The sequence below is a fragment of the Glutamicibacter sp. BW78 genome (genome assembly GCF_002332245.1).
Classification (GTDB): domain Bacteria; phylum Actinomycetota; class Actinomycetes; order Actinomycetales; family Micrococcaceae; genus Arthrobacter_H; species Arthrobacter_H rhombi_A.
The window spans coordinates 180,542-207,208 of the sequence record NZ_NRGU01000030.1 but is presented as its reverse complement, the minus strand read 5'-3'; the positions used below and the strand labels follow the sequence as shown (position 1 = coordinate 207,208).

The window sequence follows — 26,667 nt, the reverse complement described above, 5'->3', positions numbered from 1 at the left end:
CCCCCGAAGAGGGCGATGTCGGTATCCCTCGGCCCAGCCACGATGAAATGTTCTGGTTTACCAGTCAAAGAAAGCAGGAACCGCAGTGTCCGAGCAGGAACTCGAACCGCAGGCCAACGACGACGCCGTTGAGCAGGCAACCGAGGCCGACGCCGTAGAGGCGCCGGTCGATTCCGTCGTTTCGGAACAGACCCCGGCCGCCGAGGCGTCCGAGGAAACCGCGGACGACGCCTCCAACGCCGATGAATCCACCGCCACGGGCGAGGACGAAGCAGCAGGGGCTCCCGAACTGTCCCCCGAGGAGGCCGTTGCGGCCGCCAAGGAGGAATACCGGACCAAGCTGCGCCGCCAGCCCGGTGACTGGTACGTCATCCACTCCTACGCCGGTTATGAGAACCGTGTGAAGGTGAACCTGGAGACCCGCGCCCAGACCCTGGGCATGGAGGATTTCATCTATGAAATCCAGGTCCCCATGGAAGAGGTCGTGGAAATCAAGAACACGACCCGGAAGATCGTTCGCCGCGTGCGCATCCCCGGCTATGTCCTGGTGCGCATGGAGCTGACCGACGAATCGTGGGGCACCGTACGTCACACCCCCGGTGTCACAGGTTTCGTGGGCAACGCCCATGACCCGACACCGCTGAGCCTCGACGAGGTGTTCTCCATGCTCGAGCACACCATCGTGACCGAGGAACCCGCGCAGGAAGGCGGCTCCTCGAAGCCGGGGCGCGCCCCGATCACCGAGGTCAACGTCGACTTCACCGTGGGGGAGTCCGTGACCGTCAACGATGGTCCGTTCGAAACCCTCCCGGCAACGATCAGCGAGATCAAGCTCGAGTCCCAGCAACTCGTGGTCCTCGTGTCGATCTTCGAACGCGAGACCCCGGTGACGCTGTCGTTCAGCCAGGTCACGAAGATCCAGTAGGGATCACCGAAGACTTCGTTCCCAGCGCGGCCGCTTTCCGCAGCTGGAAACGACCAAGGCCGTCGCGCCACGGCGGCCACCACCCCGGAACACGCTCCTGTGTTCCGCGGGAAACGCAATGAGAAGAAGGTCCCGATATGGCCCCGAAGAAGAAAAAGGTTTCCGGCCTCATCAAGCTGCAGATCCAGGCAGGTGCCGCCAACCCGGCCCCGCCGATCGGTCCGGCACTTGGTCAGCACGGCGTGAACATCATGGAGTTCTGCAAGGCGTACAACGCCGCCACGGAATCCCAGCGCGGCAACGTCATCCCGGTGGAGATCACGGTCTACGAAGACCGTTCCTTCACCTTCATCACCAAGACGCCGCCGGCTGCTGAGCTCATCAAGAAGGCTGCGGGCGTTGCCAAGGGCTCCTCCACGCCGCATACCGATAAGGTCGGCAAGCTCTCCGCCGCACAGGTCGAGGAGATCGCCAACACCAAGATGGAGGACCTGAACGCCAACGACGTCCAGGCCGCCGCAAAGATCGTCGCCGGCACTGCCCGCTCCATGGGCATCACCGTCGAAGGCTAAGACCGCCTCACCGTTTCCGTCCCGGCGGAAACACCCACCAAACATCAAAGAACGACGTCGGAAGCCTCCAACCGGTGGCAGCCACCGACGTCCTAGTGGCAGGGTCCAGCGCGATCCACGAATGACCACGACTGCATAAGGAGAACAAGCAGATGGCAAAGCGCAGCAAAGCATTCCAGGCAGCTGTCGCCAAGATTGATGGCGACAACCTGTACTCCCCGACCGAGGCCATTGCCTTGGCCAAGGAAACCGGCTCCGCGAAGACGGATTCGACCGTAGAGGTCGCCTTCCGCCTGGGCGTCGATCCCCGTAAGGCCGATCAGATGGTCCGCGGTACGGTCAACCTGCCCCACGGCACCGGCAAGACCGCCCGCGTGCTGGTCTTCGCCAACGGCGATAAGGCCGAAGCGGCCATCGCCGCCGGCGCCGACTTCGTTGGCTCCGACGACCTGATTGAAAAGATCCAGGGCGGCTGGACCGACTTCGACGCCGCCGTGGCCACCCCTGACCTCATGGGCAAGGTTGGACGTCTGGGCAAGGTCCTGGGCCCGCGTAACCTGATGCCGAACCCGAAGACCGGCACGGTGACCATGGACGTCGCCAAGGCCGTCAACGACATCAAGGGTGGCAAGATCGACTTCCGCGTCGACAAGCACTCCAACCTGCACTTCATCATCGGCAAGGTGTCCTTCGACGCCGACAAGCTGGCGGAGAACTACGCAGCAGCGCTCGAAGAGGTTCTGCGCCTGAAGCCTTCGGCTTCCAAGGGCCGCTACATCTCGAAGGCGACCGTGGCCACCACCTTCGGCCCCGGCATCCCGGTGGACCCGAACGTGACCAAGGTCATCGCCGACGCCTAATTGGCAGAGGCTCCCCGATCAGGTGGAACCGCAGGAACCCCCGCACCTCACGGTGCGGGGGTTTTTGGGTTAACCCGTGCGAGCGGAAAGTGGATCGGCCGGCCCCTTTACCCGGGAGGACCGGACTCGCTAGAATATTGATTGAGAAGTGCCAATCAGTGGTTTGATGTAGCTGTCTGCCGCTCTGACCACCAGCGGAAGGCCGCCATGCCAGAACAACTCACGCTTCGAGAGCTGCCCATTCCGGCCACCCTGCAAGGGCCCGGCGGCGCCGAGTTCTCGGCCATCCGCAGCCTCTTCCGACAGTCGGGGATTGAAGAGCTCGGACACGATGACCTGGTCACCGGGGACGCCGTCGAAATCGCCCGTGTCCAACCCAGCGCCTACGGCAGGCATATGATCCACATGATTGGTGACGGAGAGGAGCCGGGAGCGGACATTATTGCTGCGGCCATCGTTTTCCTGCCGCTGGCCGAAAACCGCCAGTCGGCCGACATCGATCTCGTCGTGGCTGGGCCGAGGCGGTCCCACGGGCTGGGCAGCCGGCTCCTTCGGCGGGTTGCCGACCTCTGCCTGGAAGACAACCGCACCGTACTGAACCTCTATACCGGAGTCTCGCTGGAAAACGGCGGCGAGGGGGTGGCCGCGGACCCTGCGGAGGGAATCCTGAGGCCGGATTCGGGGGCCGGATGGATCAGCACCGCGGCGCCGGGGCCCGCCTTTGCCCACCGGCACGGCTTCACGCTGGGCCTGGTGGACCGTGGCAGCCGAGTGGGGATCAGCGCAGCAGACGGTGCTTCGTTGGTGCGCCTGGAAAAGCAAGCTGCCGTGGCCGGGCCCGGGTACGTTCTCGAATCCTGGACGGGGCCGGTTCCCGAGGCCCACGTGGCAGATTACTGCAGGATTATTGAGCGAATGGACATCGACCCTCCAGCAGGTGGACTGAGCTTCGAACCCTCGCGCTGGGACGGCGATCGGCTGCGCACGATGGAGGCGCGGCGACGGAAGCAGGGAACCACCTCCGTGGTCACGGTCGCCCGGGACCTCGGCAGTGGCCAACTCGTGGCCTATACGGAGCTGGTGGTCTTCGACGGGCAGGAACGGATCGCCTTCCAAGAGGGGACACTCGTTCTTCCGGAACATCGGGGCCACCGCCTCGGTTTACGGGTCAAGGCGGCCAACCATCGGCGGATCCTGGACGCCTTGCCCCGGGTCGAGCGCATCTATACCTGGAATGCTGCGGAGAATTCCTACATGCTCCACGTCAATGAGGCCCTCGGGTTCGCCGCCTGCATGGTCGAAGGCGAATGGACCCGGACCTCGGGGGTGCCCCTGCCCCCCAACGGCTAAATGGCGTTCAAGGTCCGTTCTGGGGGAAGATGGCAGCGGAGCCTTCTGCGACCCAATGCTGCGGCATCGGTCAGATCCCGAGGTCCCACACCACCGGCAGATGAAAGTCCCCTTGCTGCCCAGGCCCAACACTCTGTTGGTCTTCGGGGCTCCATGCCAAATGTTGAAGAACCGCCAACGGAGGAGTTCTCCCATGTCAACGAGCCAACCACCCGTCCCTCCCGAGAAGACGGTTTCCACCAGGCGGGCCGTCGTTCCGGCCTGGAACCGGTTCGACACCAGCTGGACTCTGGGCCTGTTCGGTACCGCGGTCGGCGCAGGCATTCTCTTCCTGCCCATGAACGCCGGGCTGGGAGGGTTATGGCCGCTACTCATCGCTACGGTGTTGATCTGGCCGATGACGTACTATTCCCACCGGGCGCTATCCCGTATCGTTTGCGCCTCGCCGAACCCGGACCAGGACATCACCGGGGTAGTGCGGAACTACTTCGGGGAGAACGCCGGCCGCGTGGTCACGTTCTTGTACTTCCTGGCGATCTACCCCATTGTGCTGATCTACGGGGTGGGCATCACCAATACCGTCGAAAGCCTGATGGTCAATCAGCTCGGGATGGACCCGTGGCCTCGCTGGCTCTTGGCCGGGCTGCTCATCCTCCTGCTGTCCTCGGTGATGGTCGCCGGTCAGAAAGTCATGCTGGTCGTCACCCAATGGCTGGTCTACCCGCTCATCGCCGTGCTCTTGGCGGTCACGCTCCTGCTCATCCCGTCCTGGTCCTTCGAAGGGTTCGGTGCGTTTCCCGCAGTTGGCGACTTCGCGATGTCGCTGTGGCTGATGATTCCTGTCCTGGTCTTCTCCTTCAACCATTCCCCGGCCATCTCCCAGTTTTCCGTGTCTTTACGCGAACGCTATGGCGTCGGGTCGGTGGATAAGGCCTCATCGATCCTGCGCGGGGTCGCAACCCTGCTGGTCGTCTTCACGATGGGCTTCGTATGGTCATGCGTCCTGGCCCTAGGCCCGGCGGGGCTACAGGATGCCAAGGATGCGAATCTGCCGGTCCTTTCCCACTTGGCCAATGTCATGGACATGCCGATCATTGCCTGGCTGGGCCCAGCGGTGGCCATTGCCGCCATCGCCTCCTCCTTCTTCGGCCATTGGCTAGGTGCCGCCGAAGGAGCCACGGCGATCGTCCGGACCATGGTGGATCCGCAACAGAAGCGCATCAGCGACCGTGCCCTGAAAATCGGGGTGAGCACCTTCCTTATCGTCACGACCTGGGTAGCGGGCATCCTCAATCCAAGCATCCTGTCGCTGATCGAATCGTTGGCTGGCCCCGTGATCGCCGCTGTGCTCTACCTGATGCCCATGTACGCCATCCACAAGGTTCCCGCCCTGGCCCGGTTCCGGGGGAGGGCCTCCAACGTCTTCGTGGTCATTGCAGGCATCGTCGCCGTCGGCGGCATCCTCATTAGCCTGCTGCGCTGATGGATGGGGTGGCGCCCGCGGAACCTCGACGGCGCCACCCAGACCCGATTTGGTACTCGGGTAGGTCTACAGATAAACTAGACGAACCAAAGACCGTCGGTCGGTGGTAGCCCGTGCCAGCATGGGAAACCATCCGAAAGTCCCAGCTTCTGGGCGGCCTACGCAGGTGAACGAAGCCTTTCTTTTGCTGGCGATTACCCGTCGGAAAAAGCCAAGCCCCGTGCATCTGCGCGGGGCGTTTTTTATGCCAGCCCTTCCGGGCTCGTGGACCGGTCAGACCGACTCATAAACAATCCCCGGAAGGAGGGTTATGGCAACGCAAATCAAGATTTCAGCAGTTCAGGAAATCATCAACGACTTCAAGGAGTCGAGCGCCGCTGTCCTGACCGAATACCGTGGGCTCAGCGTTGCACAGCTCCAGGAGTTGCGCCGTGCGCTTGGTGCAGACACCAAGTTCTCGGTTGTGAAGAACACCCTGACGGGCATCGCAGCCAAGGAAGCCGGCATCGATTCGTTCGATGGCCAGCTGGCCGGCCCGACCGCCATCGCCTTCATCAAGGGCGATGCAGTGGCCGCGACCAAGAGCCTGACGGATTTCGCGAAGTCCAACGAAAAGCTGATCGTCAAGTCCGGCTACTTCGAGGGTGCGTCCATGGACGCCGCTCAGGTGGTCGCCTTCGGTGCGCTTGAGTCCCGCGAACACCAGTTGGCCCGCATCGCCGGTGTCCTGCAGGCTCCGGCTTCCGCCGCAGTCCGCACCATCGATGCACTGCGCGCCAAGCGTGAAGAAGGTGGTGCAGCGTCGGCTCCGGCCGAAGCTTCTGCCGCCGAGGCCGAGGAAGCACCTGCTGCCGACGCTGCCACCGAAGAAGCCTAAAGGCTCTTCAAACCACCAAAAATCTCGTGGCACCATAGCGTGCCGCCCCACTGAAAGGACGCCACATCATGGCGAAGCTCAGCACAGAAGAGCTCCTTGAGGCCTTCAAGGAAATGACCATCGTCGAGCTCTCCGAGTTCGTTAAGACCTTCGAAGAGACCTTCGACGTCACCGCTGCAGCCGTTGCTGTTGCCGGCCCGGCCGGCGGTGCCGCTGAGGCAGCCGAGGAGCAGAGCGAATTCGACGTCATCCTCGAAGGCCCCGGCGACAAGAAGATCGCAGTCATCAAGGAGGTCCGCGCACTGACCTCACTGGGTCTGAAGGAAGCCAAGGACCTCGTTGACGGCGCCCCGAAGGCCGTCCTGGAAGGCGCATCCAAGGATGCTGCCGACAAGGCCAAGGAGGCCCTCGAGGCCGCCGGCGCTAGCGTTACTCTCAAGTAACCAGCAAGCAACATGAGCGTTGCCCCGTCCACCGACCAGGTGGGCGGGGCAACGCTGTTTAACCGGTGGCCAGAAGGAGCCAGCCCTCGTGACGCCCGTCATATTGTTGAAGAAGTTCTACTCCGCTTTGCTAGCGTGACATGTAACGACTTGATAACGTAGACGGAGAGCGACAGGAGTGGGCGGCATGGACTACGGCACGGCAACACTCCAAAAGCAGGCCCCCACCGGGGTTGTCACCACGGCAGCCGAGGCTGGCAGTACTCCGCCGGATCCGGGACAAGCTCCCCGCGGCAAACCTCGTATGGCTTTGCTTGACGGGCTACGTCTCGTAGCCGCCGTGGGAGTGATCCTCTACCACTACACGGCATGGCACCACGGCTACTGGGGCGTCGAGCCGGCCAAGGCCGCCTGGCCAAATCTCTCCCGTCTGTCAGTATTCGGGAACATGGGAGTCCAGCTGTTCTTCGTCATCAGCGGCTTCGTCATCCTGCTCTCGGCCTATGGGAAGCGGCCGGCACAATTTATCGGTTCACGTGTCGGCCGGCTCTTTCCCGCCTACTGGGTGGCGGTGCTCGCCACCGGGGTGCTCATCTTCTTCATCTGGCCAGTGATGGGCAAGCGGCTTTCCTTCTCCGACTGGGCCGTGAACCTGACGATGATGCAGCGCGGCTTCAACGTCCCGTATGTCGACGGCGTCTACTGGACCCTTTGGGCCGAAATGCGCTTCTACGGGCTGGTCCTGTTGTTGATGATGTTGGGCTGGGTGACGTGTCGTCGGATTCTGGCGTTTGCCGTGATCTGGCCGCTGGTCGGCCTCCTAGCTCCACTGATTCCCAGTAACTTTGTTCGGCAGGCACTGATCCCCGAACATGCTGCCCTTTTTGCTGGCGGCATTTGCCTCTTCCTCATCTACCGGTTCGGCCACACGCCGATGCGATGGGCTGCCTTGGGGTTGAACGTGGTCCAAGCTGCGGTGCTGACCGGTCAGAAGGGGGCGGAGGAAGCCGCCAGCCTTGTCGGATACCAGATCCCGGAACAGGCCTACTGGGCTATCGTCGTCGGAATCTTCGCCCTGATCGCCCTGCTGACGTTGACGCCCTTGAGTCGGGTCAATCTTCCTGGACTCGCGTTGGCGGGGGCGCTGACGTATCCCATCTATTTGCTGCACGAGATCTGGGGTTGGTGGATCATCGACCAGCTCAGCGGATACCTCCCGCGGCCGGTGGTCCTGATGATCGCCATGGGGGCCGCGGCGGTGGCCGCCTATCTGGTGTATCGGTTCGTCGAGCAGACACTGGGCCGGCGCCTGGGCAAAGCCGTCACCGCGCGGGTCGATGACCTGACAGTCTTGCTGGACAGGGGGAGGGGACTCGCCGAACGGGTCAATCGAGCCGACGCCCGGCGCCAGTCGGCCGCCCGCGTGGTTCCCCATACCCAAGGAGGAATCACTCGGGGCCTTTAGCCGGAGGGGGTGATGCGGAAACGGGCAACGGCGCAAGGCGTTCACCCCGGCAGCGTTCCGCCACCGCATCGAGCCGGACCAGCCGAGGCCGGACTGGAAGGTTGGCGGTCCCGGGGTGCCGTGGCCATGCACCGGCCGGGGAGGCCAGGAACTGAAAAGAAACTGAAAGCGGTCCGCGACAACCAGCCGCGGACCGCTCCCTGACGCCCGAAGGCGGAATGCTCCTACCTATCAGGCATCACGGAAGAGCAGCAATGCCTCGCCCTGGCCTCCGCCGCCGCAGAGGCTGACAGCTGCCTTGCCCGCACCTCGGCGTTGCAGCTCGAGTGCTGCATGCAAGGCCAGCCGGGCACCCGAGGCGCCGATCGGGTGGCCCAAGGCGATGGCGCCACCGTGGAGGTTGGTCTTCTCCAGTGGGTAGTCCAGATCCTTGAGCGACTGGCAGGCGACCGAACCGAAGGCCTCGTTGATTTCAATGAAGTCCAGGTCCGATACCGTCCAGCCGGCCTTGCCCAGGGCCGCGGTGATGGCATTGGAAGGTTGTGAGTGCAAGGACGTATCCGGGCCGGCAACCTGCCCCGGAGCGCCGATGACCGCCAAGATCTCCAGGCCATGTTTTTCCGCGTATTCGCGCGATGCCACCACCACTGCCGCGGCACCATCGGAGAGCGGGGAGGAATTTCCGGCAGTAATGGTGCCTTCCTTGGCGAAAGCCGAGCGCAGGCCACCGAGCTTCTCGGCCGTGGTGTCCGGCCGGATACCCTCGTCGGAGTCGACCGTGAGCGGATCGCCCTTGCGTTGCGGAACGGAGAGCGACAGGATCTCTTCGTCGAAGATCCCGGCTTCACGGGCAGCTGCTGCCCGGGTGTGGGACGCGGCGGCGACTTCGTCCTGTGAGGCCCGATCGATGCCGAGTTCGCCGTTCCGGGTCTCGGTGCTGACGCCCATGGACTGGCCGTCGAAGGCGTCGGTGAGCCCATCGTGATCGACGGAGTCAATGGCCGTGAAACTTCCGTAGTTCCACCCCTTGCGGCTGCCGGGCAGAATATGCGGGGCGTTGGTCATGGATTCCTGACCGCCGGCCACAACGACGTCTGCTTCACCCAGGCGGACCATGCGGGCGGCGTCGGTGATTGCGGCCAGGCCCGAAAGGCAGACCTTGTTGATGGTCACGGTGGGCACGTCCCATCCAATGCCTGCCTTGATGGCCGACTGCCGGGCAGGGTTTTGTCCGCAGCCGGCCTGGACGACGTGGCCCATGATGACCGACTGCACATCGGCGGCCGGAACGCCGGCCTTCTCCAGGGCGCCGGTGATGGCGGCAGCGCCGAGCTCTACGGCGCTAAAGCCCGCAAGCTGGCCCTTGAGGCGGGTAAAGGGGGTCCGGGCTCCTGAAACGAGGACTGCCTCACGTGGATCGGACATGGTGGTGCTCGCTTTCGCTGGGGGAACTACTTCATGTTCAATTATCGTGACGTGGAGCATAAAGACCAAAGCGGGCTGCTTCGCTCGGAGATGGCGCAGACTGAAGGCGGGGTCGGAAATTATTTTTCCGGCCTACGGGCATTTCTTGCGAGCATCTAGTATGGTAGACAGATTCTCTACGGACGTGTACTGTGGATCTTTGCGTCTTCCCTCTTTCCAATCGGCCTTCATATAGCGGTGGGCCCGATGTTCGGTGGTGTTCCGGGTTCCTCATCCCGGGCGGGGGTTGGCGCCGGAAACCTGACGGTCTGTGGAAGGATCCCTCTTGGTCGCCTCGAGCACCTCAAATCATCAAACCGCTAGTTCGGCTCGTACCGCTGAAGCGGCTGGCCGAATTTCATTCGCAAAGATCCACGAACCTCTGGATGTGCCGAACCTGCTGGCATTGCAGGTCGAGAGCTTCGATTGGCTCGTCGGCAACGATAACTGGAAGGCCCGTCTGGAGACGGCGCGTGCCGAGGGCATCACCAGTGTCGCCGACACGTCCGGTCTGGCAGAGATCTTCGAAGAGATCTCCCCGATCGAGGACTTCCAGGGCACCATGTCCCTGAGCTTCTCGGAACCGGAGTTCGCGGACCCGAAGTACACCGAAGCCGAGTGCAAGGACCGCGACGCCACGTTCGCCGCGCCGTTGTACGTCAAGGCCGAGTTCATGAACAACAACACGGGCGAAATCAAGCAGCAGACCGTGTTCATGGGTGACTTCCCGTTGATGACCGGCAAGGGCACCTTCATCATCAACGGCACCGAGCGTGTCGTGGTCTCCCAACTGGTGCGTTCCCCGGGCGCCTACTTCGAGCGCACCCCGGACAAGACCAGTGACAAGGACATCTTCACGGCGAAGATCATCCCGTCCCGTGGTGCTTGGTTCGAACTCGAAATCGACAAGCGCGATCAGGTCGGCGTGCGTCTGGACCGCAAGCGCAAGCAGTCAGTAACCGTACTGCTGAAGGCCCTCGGGTGGACCGAAGGCCGCATCCTCGAGGAGTTCGGCCAGTACGACTCCATCCGCGCGACCCTGGAAAAGGACGCGACGGAGACCAAGGAGGAGGCGCTGCTGGACATCTACCGCAAGCTGCGTCCGGGTGAGCCGCCGACGGTCGATGCCGCTGAAGCGCTGCTTGACAACCTCTACTTCAACTCCAAGCGTTACGACCTGGCCAAGGTTGGTCGCTATAAGATCAACCACAAGCTCGGCGTGGAGACCCCGCTGGACGCTGCTGACGCATCGGTGCTGAACATCGACGACATCGTCGCGATGATCAAGTTCCTCGTTGCTCTGCACGCCGGTGAACCCACCGTTCCTGGCGTCCGCAAGGGCGTAAAGGCGGATATCCGGGTCGAGGTCGATGACATCGACCACTTCGGCAACCGTCGCATCCGCGCCGTCGGCGAACTCATCGAGAACCAGGTCCGGACCGGCCTGTCCCGCATGGAGCGCGTCGTCCGTGAACGGATGACCACCCAGGACGTCGAGGCCATCACGCCGCAGACGCTGATCAACATCCGACCCGTGGTCGCTGCGATCAAGGAGTTCTTCGGAACCTCACAGCTTTCGCAGTTCATGGACCAGAACAACCCGCTCGCCGGACTGACGCATAAGCGTCGACTGTCCGCGCTGGGCCCGGGTGGTCTGTCCCGTGACCGAGCCGGCATGGAAGTCCGTGACGTGCACCCCTCGCACTACGGCCGTATGTGCCCCATCGAAACCCCCGAAGGCCCGAACATCGGCCTGATCGGTTCGCTGGCTACCTACGCCCGCATCAACAACTTCGGCTTCATCGAGTCCCCGTACCGCAAGGTCGTCAACGGCCAGGTCACCGACCAGGTCGACTACCTGACCGCCGACGAGGAACTCGAAAGCATTATCGCCCAGGCGAATGCACCGATGACCGATGACCTGCGCTTCGCCGAGGACCTGGTCCTCTGCCGTGAGCGTGGCGGCGGCGGCGAGCCCGTGCTCGTCGAACCGGCCGAAATCGACTACATGGACGTCTCCCCGCGCCAGATGGTCTCCGCGGCCACCGCGCTGATCCCGTTCCTGGAGCACGACGACGCCAACCGCGCCCTCATGGGTGCGAACATGCAGCGCCAGGCCGTGCCGCTGTTGGCTTCGGAAGCCCCGCTGGTGGGTACCGGCATGGAGAAGTACGTGGCGGTCGACGCCGGCGACTCCATCACCGCTGCCAAGCCGGGCGTGGTCACCGAGGTGTCCGCCGATCTGGTCACCGTCATGAACGACGACGGAACCGACTCCGCCTACCCGATCATGAAGTTCGCCCGTTCAAACCACGGCAACGCCTACAACCAGCGGGTGCGGGTCTCCGAAGGCGAACGTCTGGAATACCAGTCGATCATCGCCGACGGCCCGTCCACCGACAATGGTGAGCTGGCGTTGGGTAAGAACCTGCTGGTGGCCTTCATGTCCTGGGAAGGACATAACTTCGAGGACGCCATCATCCTGTCCCAGCGGATGGTTTCCGACGACGTGATGACGTCCATCCACATCGAAGAGCACGAGGTCGATGCCCGCGACACCAAGCTTGGTGCCGAGGAAATCACCCGAGACATCCCGAACGTTTCCGAAGAAATTCTGGGACAGCTCGACGAACGTGGCATCATCCACATCGGTGCCGAGGTCGAGGCCGGTGACATCCTCGTTGGCCGTGTCACCCCCAAGGGCGAAACGGAACTGACCCCTGAAGAGCGCCTGCTGCGGGCCATCTTCGGCGAGAAGTCACGCGAAGTGCGTGACACCTCCCTGAAGGTTCCCCACGGCGAATCCGGCACCGTCATCGGGGTCCGGATCTTCGAACGGGATAACGACGACGAACTGCCTCCGGGCGTGAACCAGTTGGTCCGCGTCTACGTGGCCCAGAAGCGCAAGATCGCCGACGGCGACAAGCTGGCCGGGCGTCACGGCAACAAGGGCGTCATCTCCAAGATCCTGCCGGTCGAGGACATGCCGTTCCTGGAGGACGGCACCCCGGTCGACGTCGTCTTGAACCCGTTGGGTGTTCCTGGCCGTATGAACGTCGGACAGGTCCTGGAAATCCACCTTGGCTGGGCAGCGAAGCAGGGTTGGAAGATCGAGGGTGAGCCGGACTGGGTGAAGGAACTGCCCAACCTGCCCCGCGAATCAGGCCCCACGACCGTCGCCACTCCGGTGTTCGACGGTGCAGAGGAAGACGAGATCCGCGGACTGCTGGACCACACCAATGTCACCCGGGATGGCGATCGCCTGATCGGCAACTCCGGCAAGGCCAAGCTGTTTGACGGCCGCTCCGGACAGCCCTTCCCGGACCAGGTGTCCGTGGGCTACATGTACATCCTGAAGCTGCACCACCTGGTCGACGACAAGATCCACGCTCGTTCGACCGGACCGTACTCCATGATCACGCAGCAGCCGCTGGGTGGTAAGGCACAGTTCGGTGGCCAGCGCTTCGGTGAGATGGAAGTCTGGGCCCTCGAGGCCTATGGCGCGGCGTACACGCTGCAGGAACTGCTGACCATCAAGTCCGATGACATCCACGGCCGCGTGAAGGTTTACGAGGCCATCGTGAAGGGCGAGAACATCCCGGAACCGGGTGTTCCGGAGTCCTTCAAGGTGCTCATCAAGGAAATGCAGTCACTCTGCCTCAACGTGGAGGTCCTCTCCACCGATGGCAATCCCATTGAGATGCGGGACTCGGACGAAGAAGTGTTCCGGGCTGCGGAAGAGCTGGGCATCGACCTTTCCCGGGCCGAGCCAAGCTCCGTCGACGAGGTTTAGCACGACGGGCGGGGGCCCGGCATCCATGCCGGGCGTCCGTCGTCGACCGCTTTCCTTTTCCCCACCCCAGCGGGCCTAGTGCCCGCCGCAGAACATTAGACTTCTTCAGAACAAGAGAGAGACAGGGACCATATGTCCAGCGAATCCTCATTTGGAAATATGCGCATTGGCCTGGCCACCGCGGAAGAGATCCGCGATTGGAGCTACGGCGAGGTCAAGAAGCCGGAAACCATCAACTACCGCACCCTGAAGCCGGAAAAGGACGGTCTTTTCTGCGAAAAGATCTTCGGTCCTTCCCGCGACTGGGAATGCTCATGCGGCAAGTACAAGCGTGTTCGTTTCAAGGGCATCATCTGTGAGCGCTGCGGCGTCGAGGTGACCCGTGCCAAGGTGCGTCGTGAGCGGATGGGTCACATCGGACTCGCCGCCCCGGTCACCCACATCTGGTACTTCAAGGGCGTGCCCTCGCGTTTGGGTTACCTGTTGGACCTGGCACCGAAGGATCTTGAGAAGATCATCTACTTCGCCGCCTACATGATCACCTCGGTTGACGAGGAGCGTCGTCACGCTGAGCTGCCGAACCTGCAGGCCCAGCACGACGTCGAGCGCAAGCAGCTCGTGGACAACCGGGACTCCGATATCGCGGCCATCGCCCGCGACCTGGAGAACGACCTCGCGCGGCTTGAAACCGAAGGTGCCAAGGCTGCCGAGAAGAAGAAGGTCCGCGACCTCGCCGATAAGACCATGGCCCAGGTGCGCAAGCGGGCCGACGCCGAGATCGAGCGTCTCGAGCAGGTCTGGGACCGCTTCAAGAACCTCAAGGTCGCCGACCTCGAAGGTGATGAAGGACTGTTCCGCGTCCTGCGCGAGAAGTACGGCCTGTTCTTCGAAGGCTGCATGGGCGCCGAGGCGATCCAGAAGCGTCTGGCCTCCTTCGACATGGAAGCCGAAGCCGAACTGCTGCGCGACATCATCAAGAACGGCAAGGGCCAGCGTAAGACCCGCGCCCTGAAGCGTTTGAAGGTCGTCAACGCGTTCCTGACGACGACCAACAGCCCCATGGGCATGGTCCTGGACGCCGTCCCGGTGATTCCGCCGGAGCTGCGCCCCATGGTCCAGTTGGACGGTGGCCGTTTCGCGACCTCCGACCTGAATGACCTGTACCGTCGCGTGATCAACCGCAACAACCGCCTGAAGCGGCTGCTGGATCTTGGTGCTCCCGAGATCATCGTGAACAACGAAAAGCGCATGCTCCAGGAAGCTGTTGACTCGCTGTTCGACAACGGCCGTCGCGGTCGCCCGGTCACCGGACCGGGCAACCGTCCGCTGAAGTCGCTCTCCGACATGCTCAAGGGCAAGCAGGGACGCTTCCGTCAGAACCTTCTCGGCAAGCGTGTCGACTACTCCGGCCGTTCGGTCATCGTGGTCGGCCCGCAGCTGAAGCTGCATCAGTGTGGTCTGCCCAAGCAGATGGCCTTGGAGCTCTTCAAGCCGTTCGTGATGAAGCGTCTGGTGGATCTGAACCACGCTCAGAACATCAAGAGCGCCAAGCGCATGGTCGAGCGGTACCGCCCGCAGGTCTGGGACGTGCTCGAAGAAATCATCACCGAACACCCGGTGCTGCTCAACCGTGCACCCACCCTGCACCGTCTGGGTATCCAGGCCTTCGAGCCAATGCTGGTGGAGGGCAAGGCCCTGCAGCTGCACCCGCTGGTTTGTGCAGCGTTCAACGCCGACTTCGACGGTGACCAGATGGCAGTACACCTGCCGCTGAGCCCCGAGGCCCAGGCCGAGGCACGGATTTTGATGCTCTCGAGCAACAACATCCTCAAGCCCTCCGATGGACGCCCCGTGGCACTGCCGTCGCAGGACATGATCATTGGACTCCACCACCTGACGACCAAGCGTCCCGGGGAAGCCGGCGAAGGTCATGCCTTCAGCTCGGTGGCTGAAGCGATCATGGCCATGGACCGCGGCGACCTTCACCTGAACGCCCTGGTCAAGATGCGCGTGGATGGCTTCGTGCCTTCTTCCGAGCAGCCGGCCCCGGAAGGTTGGGAAGAAGGCACCCCGGCGCTGATCGAGACTTCCCTCGGGCAGGTTCTGTTCAATGAGACGCTCCCCGCCGACTACCCCTGGGTTGCCCAGGTCACCGGCAAGGATGTGCTCTCGGAGATCGTCAACGATCTAGCCGAGCGGTACCCGAAGAACGTCGCCGCGGAAACGCTGGACAATCTCAAGGACTCCGGCTTCAACTGGGCGACCCGCTCGGGTATCACCGTGGCCATCTCTGACATCACCTCGAACATGGACAAGAAGTCCATCCTCGCCCCGTACGAGGAGCAGGCGCTGAAGGTCCAGTCGCAGTATGACAAGGGTCTGATCGCAGATGACGAGCGTCGCTCGGAGCTGATCGATGTCTGGACCAAGGCCACCGACGAGGTAGCCGAGGCCATGCAGGCCGGCATGGAGGAACTGAACACCATCAACCGCATGGTGACCTCGAAGGCTCGTGGTAACTGGCTGCAGCTGCGCCAGATCGCAGGTATTCGTGGACTGGTGTCGAACCCGAAGGGTGAGATCATCCCGCGGCCGATTAAGTCCTCCTACCGTGAGGGTCTGTCGGTTCTCGAGTACTTCATCGCTACCCACGGTGCCCGTAAGGGGCTCGCGGATACCGCGCTGAAGACCGCTAACTCGGGCTACCTGACGCGTCGTCTGGTGGACGTCTCGCAGGATGTCATCGTCCGTGAAGCGGACTGTGGCACCGAACGCGGCCTCAATGTGCCGATTGCCTACGTCGACGAGATCGGTACCGTGCGTATGCACGAGACCGTTGAGAACTCGGCTTACACCCGCACCTTGGCCGTCGACGTTGTTGGCGACGATGGCAAGGTGCTGGCAGCGTCCGGCGCTGATGTGGGCGATATCCTCATCGACGAACTCTTTGCAGCGGGCGTCCAGGAGATCAAGGTCCGTTCGGTTCTGACCTGCGAATCCGCCGTCGGCACCTGTGCCCTGTGCTACGGCCGTTCGTTGGCCACCGGCAAGACCGTGGATATCGGCGAAGCGGTGGGCATCATTGCCGCACAGTCGATTGGTGAGCCGGGCACCCAGCTGACCATGCGTACCTTCCACACCGGTGGTGTCGCCTCCGCGGATGACATCACCCAGGGTCTGCCCCGTATTCAGGAACTCTTCGAAGCACGGACCCCCAAGGGCGTCGCGCCAATCGCTGAAGTTGCTGGACGAGTCACCATCGAGGACGCCGAGAAGCAGCTGCGGATCGTCATCACCCCCGATGACGGCTCCGAGGAAAGCGCCTACCCGGTGCTTCGGCGTTCACGTATGCTCGTGGCCGACGGAGATTCGGTGGCGGTGGGCCAGCAGTTGGTGGCCGGCGCCATCGACCCGAAGCAGGTGCTGCGTGTCCTCGGACCCCGCGAGGCCCAGAAGTTCCTGGTCCGCGAAGTCCAGGAGGTCTACCAGTCCCAGGGTGTGGGCATCCACGATAAGCACGTGGAAGTCATCGTGCGCCAGATGCTTCGCCGCATCACGGTCATCGAATCCGGCGACACCGGGCTGCTGCCGGGCGAGTTGGCAGACCGTGCCCGCTTCACCAGCGAAAACCGCAAGGCGGTTTCCGAAGGGAAGACTCCGGCATCGGGTCGTGACGAGCTCATGGGCATCACCAAGGCCTCGTTGGCCACGGATTCCTGGCTCTCGGCCGCTTCCTTCCAGGAGACAACGCGTGTTCTGACTCAGGCCGCGATGGAAGGCAAGAGCGACCCGCTGTTGGGCCTGAAGGAAAACGTGATCATCGGTAAGCTGATCCCGGCCGGTACCGGCTTGGAACGCTACACGCAGGTCTCGGTGGAACCGACGGAGGAAGCCAAGGCCAACCTCTTCACGGGTCCGAGCGCCTTCACGGGCTTCGATTATGAAGGTGTCGAGCCGGGTATGAGCCCGGAGTTCCACGCCATCCCGATGGATGACTACGATCTCGGCAACGATTTCCGCTAGGCACCAGCTGATCAGCTGATCGGCATCATGGCCGGCATCCCTCGCGGGGTGCCGGCCATAGTCGTCTGTGGGGGGCGGGGACAAAACTGTCCCTGGTTCCGAGCCTTCCACGAACCGGGACCCTGGCAGCGGCCTGGACGCGGTGCTGGGCGAACAGGTCCCTGCGAATCACAACACATCGTATGGATAGGGGAGTAGTCCACTGGATGTAAAGACGACTATTCATCGTCGACGTCACGATGGGCGGTGGATGATGAGTGACCTGCGACCCGTGATGGTGACGGTGCCCAGCAGCGGGGCGTGATCGAGGCCTCGTGATTGCTGGTTACGGTCGGACTGGACGGCGTGATAAGCTACGACTAATTGTTTTTATGTGTGGCAAATGGACACGGTCCGGGTTGCGGGGAACTTGCGCAACAAATGCCACACTTTTGCACGCCTACGGTCGACTCCGCAAGCGCTGCGATGAAACGACCAAAAGCGCAGTGTCCGGAACGCCGCATGTGGGCGTCGGGCGCAGCAGAACCAAGAAACCGGAGGACACGAAAGTGCCTACTATTCAGCAGCTGGTCCGGAAGGGCCGCTCGCCGAAGGTCAACAAGACCAAGGCCCCTGCCCTGAAGGGCAACCCGATGCGTCGTGGCGTGTGCACCCGCGTGTACACCACCACCCCGAAAAAGCCGAACTCCGCACTGCGTAAGGTTGCCCGTGTGCGCCTGGCCGGCGGCGTGGAAGTCAGCGCGTACATTCCCGGTGTAGGCCACAACCTGCAGGAGCACTCCATCGTGCTCGTTCGCGGCGGTCGCGTGAAGGACCTCCCGGGTGTCCGTTACAAGATCGTCCGCGGCGCGCTCGACACGCAGGGCGTGAAGAACCGTCAGCAGGCTCGTTCCCGCTACGGCGCCAAGAAGGAGAAGAAGTAATGCCTCGTAAGGGTCCGGCGTTCAAGCGCCCCCTCGTTTCCGATCCCGTCCACGGATCACCGCTCGTCACCCAGCTGATCAACAAGGTCCTGGTCGATGGCAAGAAGTCCACCGCCGAGCGCATCGTCTACGGTGCCCTCGAAGGCGTGCAGGCCAAGACCAATGCCGATCCGGTGGTTGCCCTGAAGAAGGCCATGGACAACGTCCGTCCTTCCATTGAGGTCAAGTCCCGTCGCGTTGGTGGCGCAACCTACCAGGTGCCGATCGAGGTCAAGCCGGGCCGCGCGACGGCTCTGGCGTTGCGCTGGCTCGTTGGCTACTCCAAGGCCCGCCGCGAAAAGACGATGGTAGAGCGTCTCATGAATGAGATCCTGGACGCCTCGAATGGTCTCGGTGCCGCTGTTAAGCGCCGCGAAGACACTCACAAGATGGCTGAATCCAACAAGGCATTCGCCCACTACCGCTGGTAAATCGCCTCTTGTACGACGGCGAGGCGAGGCACCCCGGTGCCTCGCCGCCGTGTGACTCGAAACCATAGACAAAGGGAGACAACGTGGCACAGGACGTGCTCACCGACCTCACGAAGGTCCGCAACATCGGCATCATGGCGCACATCGATGCCGGTAAGACCACTACTACGGAACGCATCCTGTTTTACACGGGTGTGAACCACAAGATCGGCGAAACGCACGACGGTGCATCGACGACTGACTGGATGGAGCAGGAGAAGGAACGCGGTATCACGATCACGTCTGCCGCCGTGACTTCTTTCTGGGACGACAACCAGATCAACATCATCGACACCCCTGGCCACGTTGACTTCACGGTCGAGGTCGAGCGCGCTCTGCGCGTACTCGATGGCGCCGTTGCCGTCTTCGATGGCAAGGAAGGCGTCGAGCCGCAGTCAGAGACCGTCTGGCGCCAGGCCGATAAGTACGTCGTTCCGCGCATCTGCTTCGTCAACAAGATGGACAAGCTGGGCGCTGACTTCTACTACACGGTCGACACCATCGTTAAGCGTTTGGGTGCCAAGCCGCTGGTCATGCAGCTGCCGATCGGCTCCGAAAGCGACTTCATCGGTGTCGTTGACCTGATCAAGATGAAGGCACTCGTGTGGCCTGGCGACTCCAAGGGCGATGTCACCATGGGTGCCGCCTACGAGACCCGCGAGATCCCCGAGGACCTGCAGGAGCGGGCCCAGGAGTACCGGGCCAAGCTGATTGAGGATGTTTCCGAGTCCTCCGATGAGCTCATGGAGAAGTACCTCGAAGGTGTGGAAATCACCAACGAGGAACTGGTGGCCGGCATCCGTAAGATGACTGTCAACTCTGAGGCCTACCCGGTCTTCTGCGGTTCAGCATTCAAGAACCGTGGCGTCCAGCCGATGCTCGATGCCGTCATCTCCTACCTGCCGTCACCGATCGACGTGCCGCCGATGATCGGGCACGATCCTCGCAACGAGGAAATCCCGATGACGCGCAAGCCGAGCGAGACCGAGCCGTTCTCGGCGTTGGCGTTCAAGATCGCAGCGCACCCGTTCTTCGGTCAGCTGACGTTCATCCGCGTCTACTCCGGCAAGGCCTCCCCGGGTGTTCAGGTCATGAACACCACCAAGGGCAAGAAGGAGCGCATCGGAAAGCTTTTCCAGATGCACGCCAACAAGGAAAACCCGGTCGAGGAAGCACATGCCGGGCACATCTACGCAGCCATTGGCCTCAAGGACACCACTACCGGTGATACCTTGTCGGCTCTGGATGCGCCGATCGTGCTTGAGTCGATGTCCTTCCCGGACCCGGTGATCTTCGTGGCCATCGAACCGAAGACCAAGGGTGACCAGGAGAAGCTCTCCACCGCCATCCAGAAGCTCTCGGCCGAGGACCCCACGTTCACCGTTTCCTTGAACGAAGACACCGGCCAGACGGAAATCGGCGGCATGGGAGAACTCCACCTGGATATCCTGGTGGACCGCATGAAGCGCGAGTTCCGTGTGGAAGCCAACGTGGGCAAGCCCCAGGTTGCCTACCGCGAAACGATCAAGTCTTCGGTCGCGAAGGTCGACTTCACCCACAAGAAGCAGACCGGTGGTTCCGGCCAGTTCGCTAAGGTCCAGATGGCTTTCGAGCCCTTGGACACCAGCGACGGGACCTTCTACGAGTTCAAGAACGCTGTCACCGGTGGACGTATCCCTCGCGAATACATCCCCTCGGTTGACGCAGGCATCCAGGACGCCATGCAGTTCGGCATCCTGGCCGGCTACCCGATGGTCGGGGTCAAGGCAACGCTTCTCGATGGTGCCTTCCACGACGTTGACTCGTCGGAGATGGCCTTCAAGATCGCCGGATCCCAGGTATTCAAGGAGGGCGCACGTCGTGCCAACCCGATCATCCTGGAACCGCTGATGGCCGTTGAGGTCCGCACTCCTGAGGAGTACATGGGTGACGTCATTGGTGACTTGAACTCCCGTCGTGGCTCCATCCAGTCGATGGAAGACGCGTCGGGCGTAAAGGTCATCAAGGCCGGCGTTCCGCTCTCGGAGATGTTCGGCTACATTGGCGACCTGCGGTCCAAGACCCAAGGTCGTGCCGTGTACTCGATGAAGTTCGAGAGCTACGCAGAGGTCCCCAAGGCAGTTGCCGAGGAGATCATCCAGAAGTCCCGCGGCGAGTAATCACCCCAGGGAACTAAACTAGTCGCAGGCCGAAAGGTGAGCGACACCGGGTTTGCCAGCCGGGCAGCAATGTCCGGCTGGCCTCCCCAAGGCGAACGAAGGGTTCCCATAGCGGGGCCGGACGGAAACCGCAATTTCAAAAAGTAAACAAGCCCCCAGTAGACTTTATTAAGTTTCGCCTGCGAACCGCGCAGGCGGGGTAAGTCTTCTGAAAACGTTCTAGGAGGAACCTGTGGCGAAGGCAAAGTTCGAGCGGACTAAGCCGCACGTTAACATCGGCACCATTGGTCACGTTGACCACGGTAAGACGACGTTGACGGCTGCCATTTCGAAGGTGCTTGCTGACAAGTACCCCGATCTCAACGACCAGCGTGATTTCACGGCGATTGACTCCGCCCCGGAAGAGCGCCAGCGCGGCATTACGATCAACATCTCGCACATCGAATACCAGACGGAAGCGCGTCACTACGCACACGTCGATGCGCCGGGTCACGCTGACTACATCAAGAACATGATCACCGGTGCCGCCCAGATGGATGGTGCGATCCTCGTGGTTGCAGCAACCGACGGCCCGATGGCTCAGACCCGCGAACACGTTCTGCTGGCCCGCCAGGTTGGTGTCCCCACCCTGCTGGTCGCGCTGAACAAGTCCGACATGGTCGAGGACGAGGAGCTGTTGGACCTCGTGGAGATGGAAGTTCGCGAACTTCTGTCCTCGCAGGAGTTCGACGGCGACAACGCCCCGGTCCTGCGTGTCTCCGCGCTGAAGGCTCTTGAAGGCGACCCGCAGTGGGTCAAGTCCGTCGAGGACCTGATGCAGGCAGTGGACGAGTACATCCCGGACCCGGTCCGCGATAAGGACAAGCCGTTCCTGATGCCGGTTGAAGACGTCTTCACCATCACGGGTCGTGGCACGGTCGTCACCGGCCGCGCCGAGCGTGGCACGCTGAAGATCAACTCCGACATCGAGATCGTCGGTATCCGTCCGATCCAGAAGACCACGGTCACCGGTATCGAGATGTTCCACAAGCAGCTCGACGAAGCATGGGCCGGCGAGAACTGTGGCCTGCTGCTCCGCGGCATCAAGCGCGACGATGTCGAGCGTGGACAGGTTATCGTCAAGCCGGGCTCGATCACTCCCCACACGGAGTTCGAGGCCAACGTCTACATCCTTTCCAAGGATGAAGGCGGACGTCACAACCCGTTCTACTCGAACTACCGCCCGCAGTTCTACTTCCGCACCACGGACGTCACCGGTGTCATCACCCTGCCCGAGGGCACGGAAATGGTTATGCCGGGCGACAACACCGAAATGAGCGTTGTGCTGATCCAGCCCATCGCCATGGAAGACGGCCTCGGCTTCGCCATCCGTGAGGGTGGCCGCACCGTTGGCTCAGGCCGCGTCACGAAGATCACCAAGTAGTCACTACCTAATGATCTGACCATTGGTCAAAAAAGGCCCCGCTGTTTCGACAGCGGGGCCTTTTCGTGTCTGTGTGCCTGACCATCTTGAACAGGGCCCATCCGTGGCCGGGGCGCTGTCCGCCGGTATCCCCACGAGTCAAGGTAGGGTTTCACTAGTCTTGTGAATAAATATCTTCGACGGCGTGGGAGTCTGCGTGGGATCCGTTCTGGTTTTGGTGGCCTTAGTGGCCTGTGGCTTCGTTGGCTGGCTGTTGGGTTCCCGGCATGGCAAAGCGCAGGTCACCTCCGGCGGCATCCAGCCGTCTGCACTGGCGCAAGCCTGGCAAGAGGGACGCGACTCCGCTCTCCGTGAAGAGGCCTCCGCGTCTTTGCCGACGGTAGAGACAGGTGCCCCCGGCGACTTCACACCAGCCACCGCCCTGGCCAAAGATGGCGACTTCCCTCCCGTCCTTCCGCGCCCACTAGAGGACGGGCCAAAACCGGTGCACGCTATGGCGAACGTCGACGGAATTCCTGCTCAGCGGTATCAGACCCATCCGTCTCCCCTAGCTCCGAGCCATCATCAGGTTCCCGCGCCTGGACAAACGCCTCCCATGGTGGGCGTTCGGCAGCCACCTCCACCGCGGTCCGCGCAAGAACGTGAGAAGGCCACGCTGCGCAACATCAACATCACTCTCTACGCGGCCTCTCTGCTGTTGGTGGCAGCAGCCTCGCTCTTCATCGGTCTGGCCATGCCGCCGTTGGCCAAGTTCGGCGGGCTGGTCGCCGTAACCACCATGTTCTATGTCGCAGGACTACTGATCCACGCGTTCAGTGAGCGGCTTCGCCCCGCAGGCATGGCCTTCGCCGGGACGGGGCTGGCCTTGATTCCCGTGAGCGGTCTGGCACTTTCTGCCCTGGTGGTGCATGACCCGGTGACGGCGTGGTGGGTCACGTCGCTCGTGGGGACCGCCGCGTTCGTCTATGCTGCCGCCAGACTGGACAGCCGCGTCGTGGCCTATCTCAGCCTCACCTTCTTGGTCTCCTCGGCATGGGCGGGTGGTGCGGTGCTGAACCGGGGGCTGTTCTGGTATTTCATGTTCTCCATGGTGCTGGCCGCGGTTGGCACGGCGTTGGCCTACGGGCGCCCGGGCTGGCTGGGCAACTTGTATCTCAGGGCCTTCACCGAGACCCATCGCTTCCTCGCACCTGCCACCCTGCTCGCCGCAATTCTTCTGGGGCAGACGCTCGGCGCCGAGGACCTGAGCCTGCTCCTGATCGCGGGCACCATTTACTACGTGGCGGTGACCATTTTCGGCCCGGCCGCAGAACGCGCCCTGAATCTGGTCGCTGGACGGGTCTGTGCCACCGGAGCCATCGTGCTGCTCGCATACGTGTTTGGTGCTGGCCCCTGGGGGATGGCACGTACCCTGGGGATCGTCCTCCTGCTCCAAGCCGTCGCCGTGCACTATGCGGGGGAGCGGTACCGGCGCTTCGTGGCCCCGCAGGTTCGCGCGCTGGTTGGCATCGAAATCCAAGGGTTGCTCGCCGGGGCAGCGGCATTGGTGCTCGTGCTGAACGAAGCATTCAACGGCGGTGGTTCCACCGGCTGGGCCTCGATCAACTACTTGCTCCTCTTGGTGGCGCTGAGCTCGGCGGCACTGAGCGCGCGGGGCAGAAAATTCCTTCCATGGATTGCCCTGCTCATGGGGCTGGCAGGCCTTCTGGAACCCGGCGTTGTGCTCTCACCGTGGCGCCAGGTGGCCTTCTTGGTGGTGGGGCTGGCCTGCGCGGTCCCCGGTCTCCGGCTGGCCGTTGGCCGCCATTTCCGCAGGCTGCGTCGTGGAATCCTCGCCGTCCTGCCGATCGGGCTTACAGCGATCGGCGCCTGGGCCGCCAGCGGATTCCTCGTCACGACCTCAACATCGGGACCGAGCCTGACTGCCTGGTTCTTCGGTGACCCCAGCCGGTGGGCCGAAGGGGGAACTGAGACCCGAGACCTCATGATCATCGCCATCCTCATCTTTGTGATCTCGTGGATGGCACTCGCCGCACTGGCGGCCTGGACGTTGGAAGCTGGCTTCATGTTGAGCAGCTTGGTCGTGGTGGTCGTCACCGAAGTCCGCCTGAGCTCGCTGGAGTCCGGCGGTGACCCGTGGACGACCGCCGTGGCCCTGGCCGCCCTAGTGCTGTCTGTCCTCGGCTCCAACACCCTTTTGGAAACACTCTCCAGGGGGAGCGGACGTGCCGCGCGACGCAAGAGCCTCATCGCCCAGGGCGTGGCACCACTGGTCATTGTCGGCACCTGGTTGGCAAGCTTCGAGATCGAGAACCGCTGGCTGGTTCTTGCCGTGTGTCTGACAGCACTGTCTCACGCTGCCTGGCGTTTGTTCCGAGCCGTCGGGGCGAAGGAACGACTGGCTTATGCCGTGACGGCGCAGCTGTTCTTCTCCCTCTCGATCCTCGAACTGTCCTACCAATTACATGCTGACGCACACGTACGGTGGGCTGTATTTGCCATCAGCCTGGCCGTGGGGCAGACGGCACGGCTCTGGACGCGTCGGCGGGGCGATGGGACCCCGTCGACCTACGGCTCGACGATTTCGAACGCGACCCTCGTGCTGCTGTTCCTGGGGCCCCTGGTGTACTTCGGAATCCATGGTGGCCCGGGATCCGGGGTGGATATGGTCTCGCTTCTGGTGCAGTACTTCTGTCTGCTGTCCGTGGGGCTGCTGAAGTGGCGCACCGATGTGGCGGCGCCGAACACCGCCTCGAGCATGTGGCGGACCGTGACCAGGATGCAGATCCTGGTGGTTGCCTATGCGTGGGTCTGGCTGCTGCTCATTCCCTCGGGCCTGATTTCCTTACGCCAAGGTGGTTGGTTGACGGAGCCGCTGTGGAACACAAAGGTATTGCTGGTCTTGCTGCTCATGTTCTCCGTGCTCATGATTGGTTTCGAAGCGCTGGCTCCCGATACTGCCCTACGCCGACGTGTCACCTCGCTCCTGGCAGGAAGGGAAGGGGCTGGATTGCTGGGCCGATCCGGCCCCGGCCCCGAGAACAGCGCCCATCCGATGGCGCGGGCTATTGCCGTGGCCGGCTATTTGGGCTTCGCCGCCGCAGTCGTCCTCGGCGGCTCAAACACCTCTGCAGGTTCCAACCCGGCAACGGTTCCGGGGGGCGACCTCTGGTTTGCGGCGATCTTGTTGGCCGCAACCGCCGGTTGTGTGGTGTTCGCGGTGACGAGGGGACTGCCGTTGCTGCTCTCGGGGGCCATCGTGTTCCTGCCGTGGGCGGTATCCTTGGCCTTGGCCCAGTGGGTCGGGGATCCCGAAAGTAGGGTGGTCCTGTCGAAGGTGTACATGATCTCGGCGGTGTCATCGGCCGTCCTGCTTTATGCCGCCGGATGGTTACAGCGTCCACAGACGCGGGATGAATCGGGTCTCATTACCGCACCGCGCAGCTGGTCCTGGTTACATGCTCGTTTCTTGACGGGCGGGGCGATCGTTGTGTTGTTCATTGACGGTTTCGAAGCCAACGTGATGCAGTCCCGTGAGGGCCCCGCAGGACCAGCAACGACACTGGCCTACATCGGGACCTTCATGATTGCCGTTGCCGCAGTCGCTACCGTCGCGGAATTCCCCCGCAGGCACCGTGAACGAAGCGGCGAGGTCGCCGCCCTGGTGATTGCCGGTTGTGCCCAACATGCCTGGCATCTGGCCTACGGGCAACCCGGCTGGTTCTGGATGACACAGTATTGGGTCATCCTGTTCGCTCTGCTTGCGGCCTACGAAATCAGGGCTGGTCGACGCAAGGACGCCGACTACCCACTGATCGCCTCGGCGGTATTGCTCTCCGGCTCGGCACCCTTCGGTCTGGCTCTGGAACAAGGGTGGGGACAGGCCTGGCTTCTCTTGGCTCATGTCCTGCTGCTGGCAGCCGGACTCCTGCTCAACCGACGGTTGTATGTGGTGTGGGGTGCCGTTGCCGCTGCACTGATGATCCTGTGGTTCCTGCGTGGATTCACGATCCTGCTGCTCGCGTTCCTGGCTGCCGGGTTGATTGCCCTGGCTATCTGGCGACTCCAACGGCTGGGGAAGGACAAGGAGGTGCCGCAGGCTCCCGTCCCGGAACCGGAGGGACCGGATTCGGCGCCTCCGGCTCCCACGCAGGAAAAACAAACGGGAGTGCCGGCCCCGGAGCAGCAGAAGAGGTAGACGGCCGCCAGACGAAGAGCTAGACCCCCAACCTCGCCTGATTGGTAAATCCAGCGAACTTCTGACACACTGGATAAGTTGTTCAAGCGCCTCTTTGTGCCTTGTGCTCGCCGATCGGTTCGCCGATACCGGGGCAGGGGCCGGTTTCGACCGAGATTGCGTCCCGTCCGGGATAATGCCCGGAGCAGGGGCGGATACGA

At 62.7% G+C, this 26,667-nt stretch carries 16 protein-coding genes; 15 read left to right on the top strand and 1 reads right to left on the bottom strand.

Translation table 11 applies throughout. The features are described 5' to 3' along the window. Positions 1–85 precede the first annotated feature (85 nt). The 8 genes from nusG (at position 86) to CIK75_RS05350 (ending at position 7,975) form a co-directional block, all read left to right on the top strand. Positions 86–925, top strand: coding sequence for a transcription termination/antitermination protein NusG (gene nusG / locus CIK75_RS05385; protein ID WP_087000262.1), 840 nt, complete (start codon positions 86–88; stop codon positions 923–925). 137 nt (positions 926–1,062) lie between these two features. Continuing rightward, complete coding sequence (rplK, locus tag CIK75_RS05380; RefSeq protein WP_087000264.1) at positions 1,063–1,497, top strand: 50S ribosomal protein L11; 435 nt, start codon at positions 1,063–1,065, stop codon at positions 1,495–1,497. 152 nt (positions 1,498–1,649) lie between these two features. Further along, the gene (gene rplA, locus CIK75_RS05375; RefSeq protein ID WP_087000266.1) at positions 1,650–2,357 is read left to right on the top strand and encodes a 50S ribosomal protein L1; all 708 of its coding nucleotides are present in this window, start codon (positions 1,650–1,652) and stop codon (positions 2,355–2,357) included. A 207-nt stretch (positions 2,358–2,564) separates the two neighbouring features. Further along, positions 2,565–3,707, top strand: a complete 1,143-nt coding sequence (locus tag CIK75_RS05370) for a hypothetical protein (protein ID WP_096223381.1) — start codon at positions 2,565–2,567, stop codon at positions 3,705–3,707. Between the two features lie 193 nt (positions 3,708–3,900). After that, on the top strand, positions 3,901–5,190 hold the full coding sequence (locus CIK75_RS05365; protein WP_096223380.1) for an aromatic amino acid transport family protein: 1,290 nt from the start codon (positions 3,901–3,903) through the stop codon (positions 5,188–5,190). A 310-nt stretch (positions 5,191–5,500) separates the two neighbouring features. Next, positions 5,501–6,067 carry a 50S ribosomal protein L10 gene (rplJ, locus tag CIK75_RS05360; protein WP_096223379.1) on the top strand — a complete coding sequence of 189 codons (567 nt, stop codon included), beginning with the start codon at positions 5,501–5,503 and terminating at the stop codon, positions 6,065–6,067. 68 nt (positions 6,068–6,135) lie between these two features. Then, complete coding sequence (gene rplL / locus CIK75_RS05355) at positions 6,136–6,510, top strand: 50S ribosomal protein L7/L12 (RefSeq protein ID WP_087000275.1); 375 nt, start codon at positions 6,136–6,138, stop codon at positions 6,508–6,510. 187 nt (positions 6,511–6,697) lie between these two features. Continuing rightward, entirely contained in the window at positions 6,698–7,975 is a 1,278-nt protein-coding gene (locus tag CIK75_RS05350) for an acyltransferase family protein (protein ID WP_096223378.1), read from the top strand. Between the two features lie 231 nt (positions 7,976–8,206). Here the strand turns inward: CIK75_RS05350 and CIK75_RS05345 are convergent, their stop codons facing one another. Further along, entirely contained in the window at positions 8,207–9,400 is a 1,194-nt protein-coding gene (locus CIK75_RS05345; protein WP_087000280.1) for an acetyl-CoA C-acetyltransferase, read from the bottom strand. A gap of 325 nt (positions 9,401–9,725) precedes the next feature. Here CIK75_RS05345 and CIK75_RS05340 point away from each other — a divergent pair, with 325 nt between their 5' ends. The 7 genes from CIK75_RS05340 (at position 9,726) to CIK75_RS05310 (ending at position 26,467) form a co-directional block, all read left to right on the top strand. Further along, complete coding sequence (locus CIK75_RS05340; protein WP_096223409.1) at positions 9,726–13,232, top strand: DNA-directed RNA polymerase subunit beta; 3,507 nt, start codon at positions 9,726–9,728, stop codon at positions 13,230–13,232. 132 nt (positions 13,233–13,364) lie between these two features. After that, on the top strand, positions 13,365–17,255 hold the full coding sequence (locus tag CIK75_RS05335) for a DNA-directed RNA polymerase subunit beta' (protein WP_096223377.1): 3,891 nt from the start codon (positions 13,365–13,367) through the stop codon (positions 17,253–17,255). Between the two features lie 548 nt (positions 17,256–17,803). Next, complete coding sequence (rpsL, locus tag CIK75_RS05330; protein ID WP_087000631.1) at positions 17,804–18,178, top strand: 30S ribosomal protein S12; 375 nt, start codon at positions 17,804–17,806, stop codon at positions 18,176–18,178. Further along, positions 18,178–18,648 (top strand): 30S ribosomal protein S7, encoded by a 471-nt coding sequence (gene rpsG, locus CIK75_RS05325; RefSeq protein WP_087000286.1) that lies wholly within the window; start codon positions 18,178–18,180, stop codon positions 18,646–18,648. The genes rpsL and rpsG overlap by 1 nt, the downstream gene beginning before the upstream one ends. Before the next feature lie 83 nt (positions 18,649–18,731). Then, the gene (gene fusA / locus CIK75_RS05320; RefSeq protein WP_087000288.1) at positions 18,732–20,846 is read left to right on the top strand and encodes an elongation factor G; all 2,115 of its coding nucleotides are present in this window, start codon (positions 18,732–18,734) and stop codon (positions 20,844–20,846) included. A gap of 232 nt (positions 20,847–21,078) precedes the next feature. Further along, complete coding sequence (gene tuf / locus CIK75_RS05315) at positions 21,079–22,269, top strand: elongation factor Tu (protein WP_087000290.1); 1,191 nt, start codon at positions 21,079–21,081, stop codon at positions 22,267–22,269. 595 nt (positions 22,270–22,864) lie between these two features. Continuing rightward, a complete protein-coding gene (locus CIK75_RS05310; RefSeq protein WP_096223376.1) occupies positions 22,865–26,467 on the top strand; it encodes a hypothetical protein in 3,603 nt (1,200 codons plus the stop codon). Positions 26,468–26,667: the final 200 nt, after the last annotated feature.